General features: G+C 68.1%; 16 protein-coding genes and 2 pseudogenes. 13 read left to right on the top strand and 5 right to left on the bottom strand.

Annotated elements, in window-relative coordinates; all coding sequences use genetic code 11:
• Positions 1-208, top strand: a pseudogene (locus WBA11_RS15730) (DinB family protein); the annotation flags it as partial.
• A 47-nt stretch (positions 209-255) separates the two neighbouring features.
• Here WBA11_RS15730 and WBA11_RS15725 read toward each other — a convergent pair.
• Entirely contained in the window at positions 256-1,191 is a 936-nt protein-coding gene (locus WBA11_RS15725) for an AraC family transcriptional regulator (protein WP_424521609.1), read from the bottom strand.
• 154 nt (positions 1,192-1,345) lie between these two features.
• Between WBA11_RS15725 and WBA11_RS15720 the strand changes: the two genes are divergently transcribed.
• The 11 genes from WBA11_RS15720 (at position 1,346) to WBA11_RS15670 (ending at position 9,936) form a co-directional block, all read left to right on the top strand.
• The gene (locus WBA11_RS15720) at positions 1,346-2,971 is read left to right on the top strand and encodes an aldehyde dehydrogenase family protein (RefSeq protein ID WP_424521608.1); all 1,626 of its coding nucleotides are present in this window, start codon (positions 1,346-1,348) and stop codon (positions 2,969-2,971) included.
• A 108-nt stretch (positions 2,972-3,079) separates the two neighbouring features.
• Complete coding sequence (locus tag WBA11_RS15715) at positions 3,080-3,457, top strand: DUF779 domain-containing protein (protein WP_424521607.1); 378 nt, start codon at positions 3,080-3,082, stop codon at positions 3,455-3,457.
• A gap of 253 nt (positions 3,458-3,710) precedes the next feature.
• On the top strand, positions 3,711-5,675 hold the full coding sequence (gene acs, locus WBA11_RS15710) for an acetate--CoA ligase (RefSeq protein WP_424521606.1): 1,965 nt from the start codon (positions 3,711-3,713) through the stop codon (positions 5,673-5,675).
• Positions 5,676-5,790: 115 nt separating this feature from the next.
• Positions 5,791-6,279 (top strand): hypothetical protein, encoded by a 489-nt coding sequence (locus WBA11_RS15705; protein WP_424521605.1) that lies wholly within the window; start codon positions 5,791-5,793, stop codon positions 6,277-6,279.
• Between the two features lie 89 nt (positions 6,280-6,368).
• A complete protein-coding gene (locus tag WBA11_RS15700) occupies positions 6,369-6,872 on the top strand; it encodes a hypothetical protein (RefSeq protein WP_424521604.1) in 504 nt (167 codons plus the stop codon).
• A gap of 115 nt (positions 6,873-6,987) precedes the next feature.
• The gene (locus WBA11_RS15695; RefSeq protein ID WP_424521603.1) at positions 6,988-7,293 is read left to right on the top strand and encodes a hypothetical protein; all 306 of its coding nucleotides are present in this window, start codon (positions 6,988-6,990) and stop codon (positions 7,291-7,293) included.
• A 304-nt stretch (positions 7,294-7,597) separates the two neighbouring features.
• On the top strand, positions 7,598-8,131 hold the full coding sequence (locus tag WBA11_RS15690) for a hypothetical protein (RefSeq protein WP_424521602.1): 534 nt from the start codon (positions 7,598-7,600) through the stop codon (positions 8,129-8,131).
• A 3-nt stretch (positions 8,132-8,134) separates the two neighbouring features.
• Positions 8,135-8,572, top strand: a complete 438-nt coding sequence (locus WBA11_RS15685; RefSeq protein ID WP_424521601.1) for a LytR C-terminal domain-containing protein — start codon at positions 8,135-8,137, stop codon at positions 8,570-8,572.
• Positions 8,569-9,057, top strand: coding sequence for a ribosome silencing factor (rsfS, locus tag WBA11_RS15680; protein WP_424521600.1), 489 nt, complete (start codon positions 8,569-8,571; stop codon positions 9,055-9,057). The genes WBA11_RS15685 and rsfS overlap by 4 nt, the downstream gene beginning before the upstream one ends.
• On the top strand, positions 9,054-9,560 hold the full coding sequence (locus WBA11_RS15675; protein ID WP_424521599.1) for a hypothetical protein: 507 nt from the start codon (positions 9,054-9,056) through the stop codon (positions 9,558-9,560). The genes rsfS and WBA11_RS15675 overlap by 4 nt, the downstream gene beginning before the upstream one ends.
• A complete protein-coding gene (locus tag WBA11_RS15670) occupies positions 9,547-9,936 on the top strand; it encodes a DUF423 domain-containing protein (protein ID WP_424521598.1) in 390 nt (129 codons plus the stop codon). The genes WBA11_RS15675 and WBA11_RS15670 overlap by 14 nt, the downstream gene beginning before the upstream one ends.
• On the opposite strand, the gene WBA11_RS15665 is transcribed toward WBA11_RS15670, so the two are convergent.
• The 4 genes and pseudogenes from WBA11_RS15665 to sprA all read right to left on the bottom strand — a co-directional run bounded on the left by WBA11_RS15665 (position 9,933) and on the right by sprA (position 19,455).
• A complete protein-coding gene (locus tag WBA11_RS15665; RefSeq protein ID WP_424521597.1) occupies positions 9,933-10,700 on the bottom strand; it encodes a class I SAM-dependent methyltransferase in 768 nt (255 codons plus the stop codon). The two genes, WBA11_RS15670 and WBA11_RS15665, sit on opposite strands and share 4 nt — an antisense overlap.
• Before the next feature lie 9 nt (positions 10,701-10,709).
• Positions 10,710-11,066: a hypothetical protein gene (locus WBA11_RS15660; RefSeq protein WP_424521596.1), complete on the bottom strand. Its 357-nt coding sequence runs from the start codon at positions 11,064-11,066 to the stop codon at positions 10,710-10,712.
• A gap of 49 nt (positions 11,067-11,115) precedes the next feature.
• A complete protein-coding gene (gene lipB, locus WBA11_RS15655) occupies positions 11,116-11,874 on the bottom strand; it encodes a lipoyl(octanoyl) transferase LipB (protein WP_424521595.1) in 759 nt (252 codons plus the stop codon).
• Positions 11,875-11,949: 75 nt separating this feature from the next.
• Positions 11,950-19,455, bottom strand: a pseudogene (gene sprA / locus WBA11_RS15650) (cell surface protein SprA).
• A gap of 637 nt (positions 19,456-20,092) precedes the next feature.
• Between sprA and WBA11_RS15645 the strand changes: the two are divergent.
• Positions 20,093-20,557: a YybH family protein gene (locus WBA11_RS15645; RefSeq protein WP_424521594.1), complete on the top strand. Its 465-nt coding sequence runs from the start codon at positions 20,093-20,095 to the stop codon at positions 20,555-20,557.
• Positions 20,558-20,693: the final 136 nt, after the last annotated feature.

Raw genomic sequence — 20,693 nt, 5'->3', positions numbered from 1 at the left:
GGCTCGGGCGTTCGGGCGGCAGGTCGACGTCGCCCTCGACCAACTCCGACGGACGGCGCCCGACTCGCTCACCGAGCCGCGCGGCGTCGGGCGCCGGCAGATTCCCTCGACCGTGATCGGGCTTCTCGTCCACGCCGCCGAGCACACGACGCGCCACATCGGACAGCTGTTGGTGACCGTCCGCGTCGTGTCGGCCTCGAGGTCGTAGCAGCGCGTCCTCGAGGACGGGGGCCCGCTCGGGAGTGGGCGTTCGAGCTACGCCGCCGCTCGTCTCGCGATCTGGTCTTGCTTCGGCGTCCGCCCGACGTGAGAGCGGTAGACGCGGATAAAGTGGCTGACGGAGCCGAACCCGACGGCGGCCGCGATGTCGGTCACGCTCCGGCCTCGATGGCCGAGCAGCTGGCGGGCGCGCTCGACGCGGAGGTCGGTGAGGTAGGCCATCGGCGTAGTCCCGAACTCGTTCCGGAAGGCCCGATAGAATGACGGCTCGCTCATGCACGCTGCTGCAGCGAGATCGGCCACCTTGATGGGATCGCCCAGGCGACGCTTGGCGAGCTCGGCCGCTGCCGCCAAGCCGTGCTGTGCCGCTCGTGCCGCGCTCTCCTCCAAGAGAAGCTTCCGCGCCTCGACCCGGAGCATCCGCACGACCAACTCCTGCACACCTAGATCGATGAGGACGTCCTTGTCTGGGTCGTCGTCCACGAACAGCCCGACGAGCTGGTGGACCGTGTGCTCGATCCCCGGCGTGTTCTCGAAGTGGCACACGGCGTCATCCGCGTAGCGCCAATCGCCGGAATCGGTCGAGCGAGGCGTCGTCTCGTTCAGGCGCTCGGCCACGCGTCGGACCTTGGCCCGGTCGATCTCGATGGCGAGGCACGTCGTCGGGGCGGCGTCGCTCGCGCCCGGGAAGTCGATCTCGATCGTGTGACCGGACGGGACGACGAGCGATTCGAGCGGGAGAAAGGGGAGGGCCGCGCCGGACGCGGTATGGACCACCTTCTTGCCCGTCACCATCCCGCAGTAGAGCGGGTTGTCGGCCGCGAGCGGGACCCGTTCTGCCGGGCGGACCGTGTCGTAGACGGAGAACGAAGCGTCCTCGGCGCCGAACGTCACCTTGTTCTCGACGAGGTCCAGCGGCGGCCGGTCCCGTTGGATCCGAGCTAAACGGGTCGAGAGAGCGGGGAAGGCCATGGGGACACTCGTGAGCGGGCCTCGCTTGATAGAGTCCCGCGATTTATCGAGAGAGAGCGAAGAGAAACAAATGGAAGCGCTCCCGATGTTGTGAAGGCAAAGTAAAGCCCTGGGGTGCCCCGGGGTCAAGCCACCCTCCACTTCCCCAATACCCATGTTGCACGAGCGGCCCCAGTTCAAAGACCGATACCCCAACTTCATCGGCGGCGAGTACGCCGAGCCCGTCAAGGGCCAATACTTCGACAACCCCTCGCCCATCGACGGCGAGACGTTCTGCCAGGTCGCGCGCTCCACGTCTGAGGACGTCGACAACGCCGTCGCGGCAGCGCAGAAGGCATTCGACGAGACTTGGAGCAAGACCTCCGTCGCCGACCGGAGCAACATGCTCACGCGCATCGCCCAGATCACCGAGGACAACCTCGAGCACCTAGCACGCGTCGACACGGTCGACAACGGCAAGCCGATCCGCGAGACTCTCGCGGCGGACATGCCGCTCGTCGTGGACCACTTCCGCTACTTCGCCGGCGTGATCCGTGCCCAGGAAGGCGGGATCTCGGAGCTCGACGCGGACACGGTCTCGATCCAGCTCCACGAGCCGTTGGGCGTCGTCGGGCAGATCATCCCGTGGAACTTCCCGCTCCTGATGGCGGCCTGGAAACTGGCCCCGGCGCTGGCGGCCGGCAACTGCGTCGTCATCAAGCCGGCGGAGCAGACGCCGGTCTCCATCATGGAATGGCTGGACCTGGTCAAGGACGAGATCCCGGCCGGCGTGCTCAACGTGGTCCACGGGTTCGGGCCCGAGGCCGGCAAGCCGCTCGCGCAGCACGAGGGGATCAAAAAGATCGCCTTTACCGGCGAGACCACGACGGGTCGGCTCATCATGCAGTACGCGTCCGAGAACATCATCCCGATCACGCTCGAACTCGGCGGCAAGAGCCCGAACGTGTTCTTCGAGTCCTGCATGGCCGAGGACGACGCGTTCTTCGACAAGTGCCTCGAGGGCGCGGCCATGTTCGCGCTCAACCAGGGCGAGGTCTGCACGTGCCCGTCGCGCATCCTGGTCCAGGAGTCCATCGCGGACGCGTTCATCGAGCGCCTCGTCGAGCGCGTCAACGCCATCAAGGTGGGCCACCCGCTCGACTCCGAAACGATGGTCGGCGCGCAGGCCTCGAACGACCAGTACGAGAAGATCCAGCGCTACCTCAAGATCGGACGTGAGGAGGGCGCCGAGGTGCTCGCTGGCGGCGAGGTCTTCAAGGGCGTGGCCGAGCCTGAGATGGCCGTCGCGGGCAACGACTCGACAAACGCGCCCAACAGCGCCGCCACGCCCACGCCAGCGACGCCCACATCGGCGGGCGACGGCGCGGCCGGCGACGGCTACGCCGGCTCGGTCCCGGACGGCGGCTTCTACATCCAGCCGACGGTCTTCAAGGGCGACAACTCGATGCGCGTCTTCCAAGAGGAGATCTTCGGGCCGGTCGTGTCCGTGACCACATTCAAGGACGAGGCCGAGGCCATCGAGATCGCGAACGAGACCCTCTATGGGCTGGGCGCCGGGGTCTGGACGCGCGACGCGCACCAACTCTACCAGGTGCCGCGTGCGATCGCGAGCGGCCGCGTCTGGGTGAACTGCTACCACCTCTACCCGGCACACGCCGCCTTCGGTGGCTACAAGAAGTCGGGCATCGGACGCGAGAACCACAAGATGATGCTCTCGCATTACCAGCAGACCAAGAATATGCTGGTGTCGTACTCGAAGGACGCCATGGGCTTCTTCTAGCCCGTTCCGGCTCGGTCCGAGGTAGGGGTCCAGAGGTCGTCCGTCGCGGCTCTGGACCCCGACTGCGCGTCCGGCCTCTGATCCAACGCCCTCGAACTCGGAACTGTCATGCCCACACCTCGCGTCTTGATCACCGATGAAGCCGCCGCCGTCGTCGACCGTCTCCGGGAGGAGCACGGGCCGCTCATGTTCCACCAGTCCGGCGGGTGTTGCGACGGGTCGTCCCCGATGTGCTACGCCGAGGGCGACTTCCGGCTCGGCCGGAGCGACGTCAAGCTCGGAGATGTCCACGGCGTCCCGTTTTACATCGCCCGCGACCAGTTCGAGTACTGGAAGCACACGCAGCTGACCGTCGACGTGGCCCCGGGACGAGGCGCGTCGTTCTCGATCGAGATCCCTCTCGGGCTCCGCTTTCTCATCGACAGCCGGGTCTACACCGACGCCGAGGCCGACGACCTCGTGCCGGTCGAGCGCGTCGAGGCCTGACGCCGACGCGTCATTCGATGCGGGCCGGCCTCGAGGTCGGCCCCGCCACGCGGGCTCTCCGTTTCCGCCCTCCGCAGATCCGCGCCGCCCTCGAGGGAGGTGTCGCACTCCCCGCCGTCCCGTCCCCGAGGGCGAGCGGCGGACCCCGACCGGGTCCATTTCCCGCTGCCGCCCGTCGTCCTCGAGAGCCTGCCCTGAGCCTGTCGAGGGGGCGGACCCAGCGTAGGTTCTGACAACGTTATCTCACCGCCTCATGTCCGACGTCTTCGCTCCGTCTTCCGCCGCCTCCGACCGCGCTCACATCGGCTCGATGGCCGAGTACGACACGATGTACAAGCGGTCCGTCGACGATCCTGAGGGGTTCTGGCGCGAGCAGGCCCAACGCGTCGACTGGTTCGAACCGTTCGAGACCATCAAGGACACGCTCTACAGCGCCGACGAGGTCCGCATCCGGTGGTACGAGGGCGGTGTCCTGAACGCGTGCTACAACGCCGTCGACCGACACGTCGAAGCCGGACGCGGCGGCAAGACGGCCTTTCTGTTCGAGCCCGACGAGATCGACGGCGACGACCGCGCGATCACCTATTCGGACCTGCACCGCGACGTCCAACGGTTCGCCAACGTCCTGCTCGCCCTCGAGGTCGGGCAAGGCGACCGCGTCACGATCTACCTCCCGATGATCCCCGAGGCGGCGGTCGCAATGCTGGCCTGCGCCCGCATCGGCGTCGTGTTCTCGGTCGTGTTCGCCGGCTTCTCGCCCGACGCCATCGCCGGACGCCTGGTCGACGCCGAGAGCGACGTCATCATCACGGCCGACGAGGGGCGCCGCGCCGGAAAGCGCGTCCCGCTCAAGGCCAACGTCGACGCGGCCGTCGAGCGGGCGGAGGCCGCCGGCCAGCCAATCCGAAAGGTGCTGGTCGTCAAGAACACCGGCCTCGAGGTCGAGACGCACGGCCGCGACGTCTGGCTCCACGACGCCCTCAAGGACGTCGCCGACGAGTGCCCGTGCGCGCGCATGGACGCCGAGGCGCCCCTCTTCATCTTGTACACGTCGGGCTCGACCGGCGCGCCCAAGGGCGTCGTCCACACGACCGGCGGCTACTGCGTCTGGACCTCGATCACGCACGAGCTCGTCTTCGACATCCACCAAGACGACGTCTACTGGTGCACCGCCGACGTCGGCTGGATCACGGGCCACAGCTATATCGTGTTCGGCCCCCTTATCAACGGCGCCACGCAGGTCTTCTTCGAGGGGACCCCGACCTACCCCGACGCCGGTCGCTTCTGGGACGTCGTCGACAAGTACGGCGTGACGGCGTTCTACACGGCCCCGACCGCGATCCGAGCCCTGATGGCCCAGGGCGACGAGTTCGTCACGTCGCACGACCTGTCGTCGCTGCGCGTGTTGGGGACCGTCGGCGAGCCGATCAACCCGGAGGCGTGGCGGTGGTACCACCGCGTCGTCGGCAAGGGCCGGTGCCCGATCGTCGACACGTGGTGGCAAACGGAGACCGGCGGGACCATGATCACGCCGCTCCCCGGCGCGACCCCGCTCAAGCCCGGCAGCGCGACGCGCCCGTTCTTCGGCGTCCAGCCCGTCGTCCTCGATGGGAACGGCGAGGTTCAAAAGGGCGAGGCCGAGGGCGTGCTGGCCATCGCCGACTCGTGGCCCGGTCAGGCGCGGACGGTCTACCGCAACCACGAGCGGTTTGTGAACACCTACTTCACCGCCTTCCCCGGCACCTACTTCACCGGCGACGGCTGCCGCCGCGACGCCGACGGCGACTACTGGATCACGGGCCGCGTGGACGACGTGATCAACGTGTCCGGCCACCGCCTAGGGACCGCCGAGGTCGAGAGCGCGCTCGTGTTGCACCCGGCCGTTGCCGAGGCCGCCGTCGTCGGTCGACCGCACGCGATCAAGGGGCAGGGGATCTACGCCTACGTCACCGTCGGCGCCGGTCACGAACCCGACGGCCTCGAGGCCGAAGACACGCTCCGAGCCGAATTGGTCGCCCAGGTGCGAGAGTCCATCGGGCCGATCGCGTCGCCCGAGGCGATCCAGCTCGCGCCGGCGCTTCCCAAGACCCGGAGCGGCAAGATCATGCGCCGCATCCTGCGCAAGATTGCCGAGGGCCAGGCCGACGCCATCGGCGACACGTCGACCCTCGCGGACCCGGAGGTCGTGGACCAGCTCGTGGCGGGCCGGCAGGAGTAGCCTGTCAGGGAGAGCCTTAGGTCGAGTGAAATCAGTGTGCCCACCGATCCGTCCACGATGTCGCCGGTAGGAGGTAGCGCGGCCCCGCCGTACTACACTCACCCACCCTACACCCATGTTTGCACGTACCACCCTCCTCGCGCTCGCGCTTGCCGTTCCCTTCGCTGGCTGCGCCACCGATGACGCCACTGATGCGGATGACGTCGCCGTCGTCGTCGACGATGACGTAATGGCGGACGACGTTCTCGTGAACGACGACGTAATGGCCGATGACACGATGGCTGACGACGCCGTCACCGCTCAGGGCACGCTCGACGCCGTCACGGCGGCCGGCGGCTTGACCTCCCTTGCACCGGGCGCCGCCGTCTCCAACATCGACGGCTGGATCGCTCAGCTCGCCGGCAACGAGGCGTTCGCCCCGACCGTCGAGGGCCTCGAGACGCTCAAGATGCAACTGACCACGGATCCGCTCGACGGAGCCGCGATTGGCCAGACGCTCTCGATGCTCGGTGAGCAGACCACGGCTGCCGCCGGTGGCGATGGCGCCCTCGAGCAGCTCGGCTCGGCGCTCTCCTCCGCAGGCGCTCAGCTCTCGGGCGAGTAATCCCCGACGGGCTCGACCCCTTTCCGGCCGTTGGCAAACTCTTCGGAGTGATGCCGGCGGCCGGATTTTTTTGCCCCCTCCTTTTTTCTATGCGCTCCGTTCTCTTTCTCGCGCTCCTTCTCTCTGGCTGCCAAGCCGACCAAGAGTCGCCCTCGAGGCCCGCGCCCGGCTCGGCCCCGCCTGACCAGGAAGCGCTCCCCGACGCGGCGATGCTGGAGAGCGTCACCATCGGACAGACGTTGTCTCTCGTCGATGGCTACGCCGACGCCTCGCCCTCGATCGCGATTCAGACCCTCGAACTGTGGTCGAGCCGTCTGGACACGCTCGCCCTCGAGGGCGATATGGCCGACACGCTCGCGGCGCTCCGTCGCGACCTCGAGACGTTGCAAGGGGAGCTTCAGTCGAGTCCACTCGTTGGCCGTCCAATAGGGACGACACTCCGAAGCATGGGCCGCCGGACGACGGTACTTGCAGAAGGCCGCAGCGAGCTTGAAGCCCTCGGGCAGGCGCTCTCGAGTGCAGGGCGCGTCCTGGCGCCGGTCTCGCCTGATTCGACGGGCGTGTCCACAGATGAAGACTCGTCCGTCCAGTAGCGTGGGCAACACTCTCGCCGGACCTTCCGTTGACACGCCGCCCGGACCCTCACCCCCCGGGCGCTCGAGGCTCGTCCCCGAGTCGGTGACACACCCACACCAACCACCCAACCCAATGCTTACTCGCACTGCTCTTTTCGCCCTCGCTCTCGCCCTCCCGCTCTCAGCGTGCGGCGACGACGTGGACACCTACGAGACCGATGACGCCATCGAGTCCGACGCCACCATGATCGGCGACGACATCGACGAAGGCACGGACGCCATGGTCGATGACGCCGACGCCATGATGGACGATGCGGCCCTGGAGACCGAGGAGGCCATGGACGACGCCGGAGCCGCTATGGACGACGCCGCTGACGACGCGGGCGCCGCTATGGAGGAGGCCGGCGACGAGATCGAGGCCGAGACCGACAACATGTAGTCGGACTGGGCCTCTGCCCGTGGGCGGTCTCCTCTCGGGGAGGCCGCCTTTTTTTGTCCGACCTCGAGGTCGTGCCGGACCGACTTCGAGGCCGAGCGCGGCGTCACGGTGTCGGTCGTAGGGACGCCACTCATCCCTGGCTTCCGTTCCTGCCTCGAGGTCGCCGACGGATAAATCGGGTCGTCCTCGAGGACGGCGGGCACCACGCAGGTTATCAGGGCGTTGAAGGCGCTCGCGGGGGCTCCGATGTCTGTTGACTCCCTCCGCGTGCTGCTCTATCCTGACCGACCCGTCGCCTCCGACCATGCGCACGCTCGCCCTCGCTGCTCTCCTCCTCGTCGCCCTGCCGGCGCAGGCTCAGCTCACGTCGGACGTGCCGGACCGCCGTGCGACCGTGGCCCTCTCGGAGACGCCCGGTACACTGGGTCTCGGGACGCTGTTCAACGCTGAGACGCTGGACTTTAGCCAGTCTGTCGAGGTCTCCTACGGCGGTGGCGTCGGCGGAACGCTGGGGATGGGCTTGTACACAGCCTCGCTCCGCTGGCAACCGTCCTCGAAGCTGGCCGGGCGCGTCGATATCGGCGTGGCACAGAGCTTGGGCGGATCGGCTGCGCCGAGCCTGGGGCTCAACCAGCAGGACCCGCAGCTTTTCTTGCGGAACGCGGAGATCGCCTACCGCCCGATCGGGAATGCTACCATCCACCTCCGTGTGTCGCAGAGCCCGTACGGGACGTACGCGTCCCCCTACGGCTACGGCCGGTATGGACGGGGCAGCGCGCTCGGCCTTGGCTCGTCGGTCGACTCGTCCGGGGACCTCTTTTTCCGGGACACGCAGTAGCGCGTGGGTTCGTCGAGGTGGGGAGACGCGGCTCTGAACACGGCCCTGGTTATCGGGGGGCTGGTTCTGCTCGTGCTGCTCTATGGGCTCGGCATCCGCGCATTCACTCCCCGCACGACGCCCGTTCGGACCGACCAGGCGTTCGCTCGCGTCCAGGTCGAGGTCTTGAACGCGGCCGGCGTCGACGGTATGGCTGCCCAAGCGACCGCCTTGCTCCGTCGCCGAGGGTTCGATGTGGTGTCTGTGGGGAACGCGCCCCCTCGGGACACTAGCGCGGTGTTCGTGCGTTCAGGGACCGCCCTCGATGCACGGCACGTGGCCCAGGCCCTCGGCTTGGGAGACGCCGCCGTCGTAACGGGGGGACCCACTCTCGACTACAGCCTTGACGTGACGGTCGCCTTGGGCGCCGACTACGCCTCGACCGCACCAGCCAGCCCATGACTTCCACATCGACCCAGCCGACCCGACCGCCCCGCGACGGAACCACCTCCGGCCGCGAGCTCGCCGCGATCGCCCTCGAGGCCGCCCTCGACAAGCGCGCCCGCGACGTGACCGTGATGGACCTGCGGGGCATCTCCGGCGAGGTCGACTACTTCGTGATCGCGACCGGCGAGTCCGACCTGCAGATCCGCGCCATCGTCGAGGGCGTCGTGATGGCGATCCGGGAGCAAGCCGGCGAGCGCCCGGTCGCCCGGGACGGGCAGCCCGGCTCGAGCCGCTGGATCGTCCTCGACTACTTCGACCTGGCCGTCCACGTCTTCGACCCCGAGCTTCGCGCTCACTACGACCTCGAGCGGTTGTGGGGCGATGCCCCGACCGAGACCGTCACCGACGAGAGTCCCGTCGCCGCGCTGCTGGCGCCTGATGCGCCCCTTCCTACGGTCCCCGAGGACGACAGCGCCGCGGACGCGGAGGACGCGTCTTGAGAGCGGCGCTGCTCACACTACTCGTAGTCCTGACGGGGTGCGGCGTAAGCTCCGGCGCCTCCGGCGATGGAGTCGACCGCGACCGGTTCGGTTACCGCGTGGGCAGCAGCGACGGGCGCGAGACGGTCCTGCTCCGGCCTGTCACCGACAGCACGCGCTACCTCGTCTATCCCGCCGTCGTCGATTCCGTTGGTGTGCGCCCTGCCGGCCGGCCGGCCTCCGGCGACGCCGTCGCCGTCGAGGTACTGATCCAAGGCGCCCTCCCCGACGCCTGCGCCGAGCTTACCGACGTGTCCCAATCGAGGTCGGGACAGTTCGTCACCGTCGACTTGATGATGCGGCAACCGCGGGAAACGGTGTGTGCGGCCGTTGTTCGCCCGTTCCGGTTCTACTTGATGCTGGACGAGCCCTTCGAGGTCGGCGCCTACACGCTGACGATCAATGGGGCCGTCCGACCGTTCCAGGTGCTCCCCGCCCTCGAGGACGTCGGTGACGAGCGGTAGCCAAGGCTGGCGCTGGGCGGCGGGTGCCGCGGGGCTCGGTGCGCTGGCTGTCGCGCTCGGCGCGTTTGGGGCACATGCCCTCGAGGACGCCGTTCCGCCGGGCCGTCTCGAGACGTGGCGGACGGGGGCGTTGTACCACCTCGTCCACTCGCTCGCGGGCGTTGCGGCTGGCGTGCTCGCCGCGGTCTCGTCCTCGAGGATGTCGTTGTGGGCCGCGCGGCTATTTGTGGCCGGAGTCGTCCTGTTCTCGGGGAGCTTGTACGCGCTCGTGCTCCTCGACCTCGGAGTGCTGGGTGCCGTTGCTCCTCTAGGCGGAGGAGCCTTTATCGCCGGCTGGACGCTGCTGGCCGTCGGGCTGTGGAAGCGGTCGCGCTAAGACGGCTTGGTGCAGAGGACCGCGCAGTGGGCGTGGTACAAAGAGGTCCACACCGTCCCGAGCGAGCGGGGAAGGACGGACTCGGTGAGCCGCTTGGCCCACCGCTTTCCTGCGCTCGCACTGCCGTAGGAGAAGTCCAGCGTGTCGTCGTCGAGGACGGGCGCATAGACCTCGACCCCTTCGACGTTCCACCCCGACTCTTTCAACAGCGCGATAAATGAGTCGCGAGTAAAAAACTGGACGTGGCCCGCGGCATTCGCCGACCGGTCCTTGATCGACGCTTTCAGCCGGCCTCCGAGGAGGTTCTCGAGCGGGACTTCGGCGACGAAGTAGCGGAGCGGGACGTCCAAAAGCGACCTGAGGAACGGGACCGGGTCCTCGAGGTGCTCGACGACATGGCTCGCAAACGCCAGGTCGTACGGTCCCGCGTCGAACGGGTCGGGCGTCTCCGTAACGTCCGCGACGGCTGTCTGGACCGTCGGGAACGCGCGGCCGAGCTCCTCGAGGGCGTCCGCCGAGAAGTCGACGGCGAAGTGGTCCGACCCGATTCCTCGCTCTTGCAGCGCCCCGATCACCGCGCCGGTTCCGGCCCCGACCTCGAGGACGGAGGTCGGAGACAGGCCGGCCGACCGGAGCAGCCGGACGATCGAGTCGGCCTTCTGGCCGGACGTCCGCCGCAGCCACTCGGCCTCGCGCGCGAGGTGGCTCCGGTAGATCTCGGCGTAGTGGTCGCGACCCGAGAGTCCTGAGTCGAGGTCGCTCACGGCCATCGGTTAGCCCGCGTCTTCGTCGAACAAGATCATGAAGCTCGGTGCGAGGTTGTTGTCGCGGGCCAGCATCATCAGCACCTCGGCGGCCTCCTCGGGCGTCCCGTACGTGCCGTACTCCTGCCCGTCGACGGCCAGCGCGTAGTCGACCTCGCCGTCCTCGTCGGCGTCGAGCTCCTCCCACTCGACGGCCTCCTCGATCAGGAAGGTGTCGCGGTCGGGGTCATAGGACGCGAGGTACTTTTCGCGGACGCTCTCCTTGTCGATAAGGCTGACGTTGCCGAGCGCGCCGTACTCCTCGTCGTAGAAAAGGGCCTCGGCGAGAAGCTGGCGGGCGAACTGGTCGACGTTGAACGGAGACATGAGCGAATCGGAAAAGGGGAGTGGCCGCTTCAACGCAGATCACCCCGGGTCAAGTTGCTTCGGGCTCGTGAATCTCCTGAGGCCACACGTCTTCCGGTCCGGCCTCGAGGTCGAGCCCCAGCCGCGTCCCGAGATGCGCCACCAACCGGTCCGTGACCATCTCGAGGTCGACCTCGAGGTCGGACTCCCGCTCGAGCGACGTCACGCCGCGGTCCTCGATGCCGCACGGGACGATCTCGTCGAACCAGGCGAGATCCGTCGTGGCGTTGAGCGCCAGGCCGTGCATCGTGACCCACCGGCTGCAGCGGACGCCCATCGCGCACACCTTTCGCTCTGGGCCTCGAGCGTCGGGGCCAATCCAGACGCCCGTCCGACCGTCGACGCGTCCGGCCTCGAGGCCCCAGTCCGCACAGGTCATCACGACGGCCTCCTCGAGCTCGCGCAAGTAGCGGTGCAAGTCCCGGAGCGGCTTGCCCTCCGGCGTGGACAGCCGGTCGAGGTCGAGGATCGGGTAGACCACGATCTGTCCGGGTCCGTGAAACGTGACGTCGCCGCCCCGGTCGACCTCGACGAGCTCGGCGCCTCGTCTCTCGAGGTCCGTCCTCGAGGTCAGAACATTTCCGGCGTCGGCGCTGGTCCCCAACGTGAACACCGGCGGGTGCTCCACGACCAGCACAGAGTGGGGGAGAAGCTGCGGCGGATCGGACCGCTTGCCCTCGATGAGTCGCCGTTGGATCTCCGCTTGCGAGGCCCACGCGTCTCGGTACGGGACGCGCCCGAGACGGTAGACGTGGGCTTTCGAAGGCATGTGGCGAGAGGCACGCGGCAAGAGGCGCCAGGTTGCACCGTCCTCGAGGATGAAAGACCTCCGCCCTCGAGGTCGCTAGTTCGAGAACAGGATGCGCAGCGTGACGCCGCCGGTGAACCGGTTCGTCAGGCCGGCGGCTTCCGAGAACGTCCGGTCGTACTGCGCGATCAGGTTCGCGGTGACCTGGTTGGAGACCGTGTAGCTGATCTGGGGCGAGACCTGCAAGCGGGACGTTTCGACCAGGAGGGCGTCCGCGACCTCGCCCTCCGGGTCGAGAGCCGCCAAGACATCGTTCTGGAATGGGCGCGTGGTCGTGGCATCGCTCGCGACGAGAGCCGTGAGCTGGAACCGGATGTCGTTGTTGACGCCTCGGAGACCGAACAAGCGCAGACCCCGCTTCGAGAACGACAAGTCGACTCGTAAGTCCTGCGAGGTCCGCTGGTACACCTGCGACGAGATGGCCTGCAGGGTGAACAACGACGTGCGGTTGGTGGAGAAGCTGGCCTGGACGTTCCCCTTCAAGCCGAGGGTGACGCCGATGAGCGGCTGGAACCGCTCGTTGACCGTGATCGCCGTCGGCTCGTCGTATCCGCTCTGGCCCGACCGTGCAGCCTCGCCGGCAAGCAGGAACCGGTTCTCCGCGTCGAGCTCGAAGTCGACCAGGCGGGCCTCGGTGTCGAACAACGTCGCGTACCGGGCCTCCGAGGTGGACGAGTAGCCGTGCTGCAGGCTGATCTGGTTCGCCACTTTGTTGAGGAGCGGCAAGCGCTCCAGGCCGGAGTACGTCACGGTCCAGTTGGGGAGAGGGAGCGCGTAGATCCCGTTCGGACCGAACGAGCCCATGCCTCGGCCAAACTCCGCGCTGAAGTCGTCGGCGAGGCCCGTCGGCGACAGGAACTCGGTCTCGATCACGCCGGAGGAGTCGGGCGTCGCGCCCTCGATGTCGCGCCGGAAGCGGCCGGCGTGGCGGGCCACCAAGCCGTCGTAGCTGCCCCCGAACCCGAGCACCGTCGAGGTCCCGTTCCCGGCACGTCGGCCGAAAGACTCGATCAGGCCGCCGCCGCCCTCTGGAATCTGGAAGTCCACCTCCTCGCTCTCGGACCACGCCGTCCGCCAGCTGAGTCCGATCGACAAGCCTCGAAGCGGCGTCAGTTGCGTGCGCGCGTCGATGTCGTGCTGCGTTCCCAAGAGGTCCGAGAACGTGTTGAACGCCGCGTCATCCGTGATCCGACGGTCCGGGTCGAGGCGGTTCGTCAGGCCCAAGCGGTACCCCAGCGGAGGGGCGGAGCCGGTCAAGCCCGAGAGCAAGCTGAACGACTGCCCCTCGAGGCCGCCCGTCGCCGTCGTCGCGGACCCCCGGTACGTCAGCGTCACGTCATCGACGGAGGTCGCGGCCAAGAACAGGTTGCGGGCGAGGGCGAGCGGGCGGAAGCCACCCGACGAGTCCGACTCCGCGCGAGCGACACGAGGTTGGCCGGGCACGTTGCGGCCTGCGCTTCGCTCCATCGCCCGGTAGAAGGGGAACAGCCGCCAGAACGTCCGGGGGAGGACCTTGACGGAGGACTGAACCGACGTCCGCGCACCGGCGCTCGCGATATCGAGGTCGGGCGCCGTCGCACTCGGTTGGTCGCGCCAGTCGTAGTCCGCCGAGTAGCTGATGGGCTGGAGCTGGAGCCAGCGAAGCCAGGCCAGCCGCTGCGTCGAAACACGGAGAGACGCCGTCGCGCGCTGGGAATACGACCGCGTGCGGAAGTCCCCGGCAAACACGTTGCCGAGCGTTTGGCCGAGGGGAAAGACCGTGAGGTCGGACCCGCCCAGGATCTCGACGCGGTCACTCGGGAACCGGTCTCCAAAGTTGAGGCTGTCGAGGTTGGCGACCAGGTCACGGAACACGACGCTCGACGTATCGCGGGCCTCGGTCGGGCTGATCCGATACTCCTGGAAAAAGTCACCGTCCCGCTCGCGGACCAGGATCTTGAACTGCTCGTCCTGGCCGGCGCCTGCCAAGTCCTGATCGGTATCCGAGGCGTACGACAGTTGGAGGAACGGGAACGGCGTGTACTGGACATTCGCTTGCCGCCCGTGCTGGAACCTCTGGGTGCGCCGCGTCAACGCGCGGAAGTTGCTGACGAACTCGTCCTCTGCTAAGAACTCGGCGCCCAGGCGCGGCTGTGTTTCGGACAGGCTCCGGCTCGCGTCGGCCGAGAACGAGACGTTCTGCGGGAGAAGGTTCAGCCGGAGGCCGCCCAGCACGTCGCGAGCGATCGGGACGCCGCCGAGAAGCCAGAACGGGCGGACCGTCAACGGCCGCGGGACGGAGACCCGGTACGCGACGTTGCCCGTCCAGGAGTTCTGCGACTGGACTCTGCTCGTCGGGTTCTGCCCGTCCTGAACCGAGAGCGAGTACGACGCTGTCACGCCGTCGACGGTGTAACGAAGCCACGGCGACCGGCTACCGGTCTTCGAGGCCGAGACACGGACGTTGGTCGATGCCGTCTCGGTCCGGGCGCGGTCGAGGATCTGGTCGGCACGGATGTCGCCGCCTGGGATCGTGCCCTCTGCGTCAGTGTCAGTCCGGGCGGCCTCGATCAAGTCCGACAACCGGACGTCGCCGTTGTCCGGGTCGAAGCGGGGCGTCGACTCGTTCCTCGTGAGCGATAGCGAGACCGGGATGTTCCAGCCGTAGCGCTCGGGCAAGAGCTTGTGGGCGGAGAACTGGGACGTCAACGTGAAGGCTGTCTGGGCCGCGAAGTTGCGGCCTCCCAAGGCGCCGCCCAGCTCACCAAAGCCGTCCTCTGTGAAGCTGAGTCGGGCATTGACGGACGCCAGGTCCGCGAACGCGACGTTCGCCGTCAAGAACCCGCTCGCGCCGCCGGCCTCGTCGTAGCCGGTCACGCGGAGCTCGTTGAACCAGAGCGAGACGGTGTCCACGACGGCCGCACCGCCGGGCCCGTTGCGCACGCCGAGCACGACCGTGCGGATGTCTTGGATCGAGGGCTGGCCGCGGACCGTGATTCGAGATCCGAGCGGGGCGTCCTCGCCGGCGGAGACCGTGAACCGGTCCGCGATCTCGAGGACGGCGCCGTCGTTGACCGCTCCGTCACGGATGGCCCGGTCGCGCTCGAGCTTGACCTCGTTGAGCCGCGACAACACCACGTTGATCGGGTTGAGGTCGACGCGCTCGCCGTTGACCGACACGTTCGTCTGCCACAAGCTGTCCGACCGGACACAGTTCGACGGGACTCCGCCGCTCGCCGGGGTCGGGCACTCCGCCAACGTCGACAGCTGGTCCGGGTCGAACGGGTAGACCGGCTGCTCGATCTCGTAGTAGTTCTCGGTCTCGTCGTCGCCAAAGCGAACGAACGCGAGCATCGAGTCCGAGCGCTCGAACCCGTCCCCGTGGACGTCCACGCGCAGGTTCGAGTACTTCGTCAGGTCGAGCGGGCGCGTAGCGTAGGACCGGACGAGGCCGGCTCGGCGTCCGTCGGCGAGCCCCTCGGCGCGGAAGACCAACGCCTGCTCACGCGTGGCCGTGACCTGCCCACTCACCGACCGAGCGACGTTCTGGACGGTGCCGCGAGGAATGGAGTAGATGGACGCGTTCTCCTCGTTGTTGATCGTCGAGACGAAGAGCTGTGGAGGCATGCCGCCCGTGGCGCCCGGCTCGTCCTCGAGTTCGATCTCCCCGACGGCTTCTGATTTCAGCCACTGGCTCCCGACCAGCTCGAACGACGCGATGCGAAGCGTGGCGGGCCGGTCGTGGCCCGTGGTCCAGACGCGGATGGCCTCGATGCGCGAGAAGTCATCGTCCTCGAGGCCGACGGTGGTCCGGTCACTCGTGCGAACGGGGATGCGCAAGAGGTACCACGTCTGCGGCTCGCCGCGCTGGTTGGTCGTCGAGAGCGTGTTGAGGAAGAACGGGCTCGCGGCGATGCCGCCCGCGTCGAGCGGGATACTGTAGCGGTGGTACGCCTCGGTCGGGTCGAGGGTGTTGTTGCCGTTGATGTCCTCCGTGTTCGGGATGAGCGAGACGCCGTTGCCGTCCGCGAGCTCGTCCCGGGCGACGGCCGAGTTGAGCTCCGACGAGGGCCAATAGTTGGCGAACCGCTCCTGGACCGTCGCGCCCTCCGGGATCGACGGGTAGAGCGACGTGTCGTTGAACCGCTCGTCGAGGTAGAAGATGTAGTCGTCGCCGGACGGGTCGCGCTGGGACCGCCGCTGCTCGGGGCCGCCCGGGAGCGTGGCCAAGAAGGTCGCGAACTGCTCCGTCTCGGTGATGCCGTACGGCTCGACGTCGGGGCCGAGGGAGACCTCCGAGGGGATGCCATCGAGGCCGACGTCCTCGGTCCGCCGGCTTTCTTCGAACACGTTGACGAACCCGTTGGAGCGGCCCCCGCCCGTTCGGCGACTCCAGCTGTCCACGTTGCTGGCGTCGTCCGAGTCGGCCAGGCCGTCCTCGATGTTGAGGAACCCGTTGGGCAAGACGTCCTCGTTGACCGATCCCAGGTCGATGTTCAGGACCGCGCCCGGGCGGATCGGCTCCGTCCCGTCCTTACCGCCGAGGGGAGAAACCAGGAGCTCGACGAACTCGATGTTGTTCTGGCCGTCGAAGTTCGAGTAGGAGCTCTCGATCTGGCGGACGAACCCGCCCCAGACGTCGGTCGGGTTTTGCTAGAAGGTCGACGAGAGCTGGCCGTTGTAGTTGTACGGGCCTCGCCGCGTCGGGTCGAAGTACAGGTCGAGCAGGTCGACCGGTTCGTCGGCGTCGTTGGGTCGCGCAAACTGCCGTTCGGGAAAGAGCTCTCCGATCGGGACCTCTTCGCTGGCCGGGGTCGAGATGTTGGGGAAGATCTCTCGGTAGTCGGTCCGGCTGAGCGAGTACCACGTAAACAGGCCGCGCCAGCTCGTTCTCAAGTTCGGGTTGGTGACGTCGCTCGCAGCGTCGCCGGCCTCGGTGCCCGGCGGCCCGGCATCGGGCGGAGGCGCGGCCAGGCGCCAGCCGTTCACGAAGCGGAGTCCCGTAAACGCGTTCTCGCTGCCCTCGAAGTCGTCGACGTAGCTGATCCCGGCGATCTCGTCGGCGTCGAAATCGAGGCCGGCGTCGCGCAGCCCGTCGCGGGCGCGGTCGAAGGCGAGCGTCTGGGGCGACCCCGGGCTCAGCCGGGCCACCTCGCCTCGGATGTCGATCCTCGAGGCCGCGCGCGTCTGGACGAGCGGCAGGGCGTCGACGGCGCGCGTGAGCCAGCGGGGCTCGGTCTGGTAGGACCCGTCGAAGCCCATGATCGTGTTGCTCAAGGCCTCCTCGCCCAGACGGAACTTGTCACCGAGGGGCCGCTCGTTGAGCCGCATCAAGGTCGCGCCCAGGTTGAAGTCCTCCGACAGCCGGTAGTCGGCGCGCATCCCGACGAGCGTCTTCGAGCCGATCGAGAAGAAGTCCTGCTGCTCGGCCTCGACGCGGATGCGCTGGCCCTGCAAGAGGTACTGCGGGTTCGTGATTTCGACCGTGCCTCCGGTGTAGTTGACCTGGTAGTCGACGTTCTCGGTCAGCTCGATGTCGCCGGCGGTCACCCGGACGGTCCCCTCGACGATCTGAAAGCCGATGTTGAACGTCGACTGCGTCGCGCTCTTGTACTCGCCCCCGATCCGGTAGGCGGACAGCCGCGGCAAGCGGCGGCGTGCGTTCTCGGGGAGCAGGTCGTAGAGCGTCTGGCGTCCCGTCGTCCCGTCGTCCTGGGCCGGGACGTAGAGGTCGAGGGCCTGCTGAGGCGTGAGCGACCCGAAGTTGACGTTGATGACGTCGCCGCCGGACCCGACCGTCCCGACCGTCCGGCCGAAGCGGATCACGTTCTCGAGGTAGTCGCCGAAGGGCTGCCGGACGGGGAAGATGACGCGCCCGCTCGCGGCCTCGATGGTGACCCGCTCGATAAAGTCGAACGCGTTGTCCGACGGCGTCGTCCCCTGCTCGTTGATCCGGTCGAGGCCCAGGACCTCGAGGAAGGTGAGCTGGTCGAACGAGATGTCGCGGGGCTCGGGGGAGGGAGAGCCGCCCGAGGGCTCGTACGTCACGTCGAGCTCGAACGTAGAGGAGTTCAGGCTCCGCCCGCCGATGCGGTAGACGTTGCGCATCGACAAGTCCCACAGCGGATCCTCGGGCGTCGGCCGGTCCAGGCGGAGAAGCTTGAGGATCGTCCGCGGCCCGCTCTGCGACGTCGACTGAGCCGGCCTCGCGTAGTCGCCGACGGTGACGATGTTGCCGCTCAGGTCCTCGTACTGGTAGGCGACGGCGAGAACGTCGTTGTCGGTGAGCTGCGACGAGAGCGAGAGCCATCCGAGGTTCGGGTCGAACGTGTAGTCGACGTTCGCCGTGAGCCGTCTGAAGATGGTGTTCGAGAAGGCGTTGTCGGGGAGGTTCTCCGCCAGCTGGGCGTTGAGCGCCTGCTCCGACGCACCGTCGCCGCCGGCCCGGATCTGCTCGATCAACGCCGGGCTGTACTGATCGAGGCCGGGCGCGGGGAGAGGCGCGCCTCCGACCTGATCGTTCTCGCCGGGATACCGCCCTTCGACGTCCCGTCCGAACTCTCCGAGGTATGCTTCGCCGCCCTCGAGGACGTCGGGCGGCTCGGCGAGGTCGGCGAGCGCGACGGCCCACGTGGTCTCGATGTCCTGCTCCGTCGCGTTGATCAAGCTGGGGTCACTCTTCCAGACCTCGAGGCCGATCAGGCTCCGGAAGCCGGGCGGGAGCTGGGGGTTGTTCGGCCGGGCGTGCGCGCGGTCCCACCAGTTGTGGAAGGCGTAGCCGAGGAAAAAGTGGGTGTCCTCCTCGTACTCGAACGGCGCCAGCCCGAACTGCTGCGCGTCGGAGCCGCCCTCGAAGACGCTCTCGGTGCTCTCGGCGTCCTGCTGCGACGCGACGGCCGTGAGCGCGAGCGGCCCGAACTGCAGGTCGGTGCGCAGGCCGAACAGGCGTTGGCCGCCGCGGATCAGCGTCGCCGGGGTTTGCAAGAAGACGTTTCCGGCCTCGATGCGCTGGATGATGTCGTCGTCGTAGCCCGTGTAGACGAGCGACACCTGGTTCTCGAAGTCGAACTGGCTCTGGGTGTCGTAGTTGACGTTGATGGCCAGCTTGTCACCGATGGTGCCAGCGACGTTGAGGTTGAGGTCCTGGCCGAAGTCCGGCGCGACCGCGCTCGCGTTCCGGTTGATCGACTGCTGAATGCTGTTCTGGTCGTAGCGGAAGCCCAAGTTGACGTTCGAGGTGCCGTTCACCGTCAGGGCGACCTCGTTCTTGCCGAAGAGGGTCGTGAACGCGCTCTCGTTGCCGCCCGGGATCTCGACGCCGAACGTGACGCCGCCGCCTCGGCTCCGCTGCTCGCGCCGTGTCGCGCGTTGAGCCGACAGCGTGCGGAACTGGTCGCCGACGGCCTCTCGCTGTCGGACCTCGAGGAACTCGGCCAGGGAGAGCTGCGCCGGCGCGCGCTCGACGCCGGCCACGTCCTCGGTCACGTTGTAGACGAGGGCCGTCGAGTCGAGCGTGACTTGGCGGCGCCAGTACTGCCCGAGCCGCCCTCGAACGCCCGGCACGCGCCGCGTCAGAAGCGACGCGCTCACTCCGATGTTGGTCGGGACCGGGAAGTAGGTCCGCGCCCGGGCCGTCGTGTCCGCGACCTCGACCGTGTCAGCAGCGACCCCGGGTCCAGGCCGGGGCACGCCCTCGAGGGCGGAGAGCGAGTCGGCGTCGACCGTATCGGCCGCGGCCTCGAGCGTGTCGGGCACGCCTTCGAGGTCGAACGCCGACTCGAGGTCGGGGACTGCAACCGAGTCCGTGTCGGCTGGGGCGACGGACCTCCACGTGCCGGGGCCGGCGGTGACGGAGCCTGGCCACGCGGCGAGGACAGCTAGACCTAGCAGCGCGAAGGCGCAGGAGGCGGCTAGACGGTGGACGGCTCGGGTCGGCGACACGTAAAACGACGAGGGGGACGGCTACGAAGCTTCCCGAGGACTCCGACGGGGGTGGAGCCGGACGGCGGGAGAGCAAACGGGGCGTAGCGAACGCGTCGATCGGTCGGGGGCAGTGGGGGCCGCGAGTGGGGCGGCACGCGCCCTCTCACTCGTCTGCCGCGAAACTACCCGTTCGGGTCACACCTCACAAGGGAGCTTTGTCGTGCCCCGGCCGTCCGAGCCAGTTCGTGCGTAGTCTTCAACGCCAGCGCACACGCCCATGCCCGTCCGATTGCTCGTTCTCGCCGCGTTGGTGTCGGGTTGCGCTGGGACCGCGCCCTCGAGGGCGAATCTGAATGCCCCGGCCATCGAGGCCGGTGTCCTGGCAACGCTCGACGCCCAAGTCGAGGCCTGGAACAGCGGATCGGTGCGGGGCTTCATGGACGGGTACGCCCGCGCGGACTCGCTCACGTTCCTGTCCGGCGGGACCGTCCGCCAAGGCTGGGAGGAGGCGCTGTACGGCTACGTCCGTGGCTACCCCGACGCCGAGGCCATGGGCCAACTCACGTTCTCGGACCTGTCGGTGACCCCGCTCTCCGCGGACCGCGCACTCACGTGGGGACGTTGGCGTCTGCAACGGCAGGGCGACGAAGAAGGTCAAGGTCCCGGCGGTCTGTTCACGCTCATCTTCGCGTCGACGCCGGAGGGCTGGCGCGTCGTCCACGACCACACGTCGTCGGAGTAGTTGCGACAGGGACCGGTTTCGCCCTCGAGGTCGTCGGTCTCGCGTCTTCGAGGACGGGCCAGGTTTGACGCGCCGTCCATCTCGTGGGCTCGGCATCGCGCGATCTTGGGACCTCGATACCTGATCTCTTCTGATG

The sequence above is a fragment of the Rubrivirga sp. genome (assembly GCF_049648075.1).
Classification (GTDB): Bacteria; Bacteroidota; Rhodothermia; order Rhodothermales; family Rubricoccaceae; genus Rubrivirga.
This window is presented reverse-complemented; position numbering and strand designations above follow the sequence as displayed.

Excerpts from the sequence above, each read along its gene's own strand:
- WBA11_RS15725 (WP_424521609.1), bottom strand. The coding sequence starts at position 1,191 with ATGGCCTTCCCCGCTCTCTCGACCCGTTTAGCTCGGATCCAACGGGAC.
- WBA11_RS15720 (WP_424521608.1), top strand. The coding sequence starts at position 1,346 with ATGTTGCACGAGCGGCCCCAGTTCAAAGACCGATACCCCAACTTCATC.
- WBA11_RS15715 (WP_424521607.1), top strand. The coding sequence starts at position 3,080 with ATGCCCACACCTCGCGTCTTGATCACCGATGAAGCCGCCGCCGTCGTC.
- acs (WP_424521606.1), top strand. The coding sequence starts at position 3,711 with ATGTCCGACGTCTTCGCTCCGTCTTCCGCCGCCTCCGACCGCGCTCAC.
- WBA11_RS15705 (WP_424521605.1), top strand. The coding sequence starts at position 5,791 with ATGTTTGCACGTACCACCCTCCTCGCGCTCGCGCTTGCCGTTCCCTTC.
- WBA11_RS15700 (WP_424521604.1), top strand. The coding sequence starts at position 6,369 with ATGCGCTCCGTTCTCTTTCTCGCGCTCCTTCTCTCTGGCTGCCAAGCC.
- WBA11_RS15695 (WP_424521603.1), top strand. The coding sequence starts at position 6,988 with ATGCTTACTCGCACTGCTCTTTTCGCCCTCGCTCTCGCCCTCCCGCTC.
- WBA11_RS15690 (WP_424521602.1), top strand. The coding sequence starts at position 7,598 with ATGCGCACGCTCGCCCTCGCTGCTCTCCTCCTCGTCGCCCTGCCGGCG.
- rsfS (WP_424521600.1), top strand. The coding sequence starts at position 8,569 with ATGACTTCCACATCGACCCAGCCGACCCGACCGCCCCGCGACGGAACC.
- WBA11_RS15660 (WP_424521596.1), bottom strand. The coding sequence starts at position 11,066 with ATGTCTCCGTTCAACGTCGACCAGTTCGCCCGCCAGCTTCTCGCCGAG.
- lipB (WP_424521595.1), bottom strand. The coding sequence starts at position 11,874 with ATGCCTTCGAAAGCCCACGTCTACCGTCTCGGGCGCGTCCCGTACCGA.
- WBA11_RS15645 (WP_424521594.1), top strand. The coding sequence starts at position 20,093 with ATGCCCGTCCGATTGCTCGTTCTCGCCGCGTTGGTGTCGGGTTGCGCT.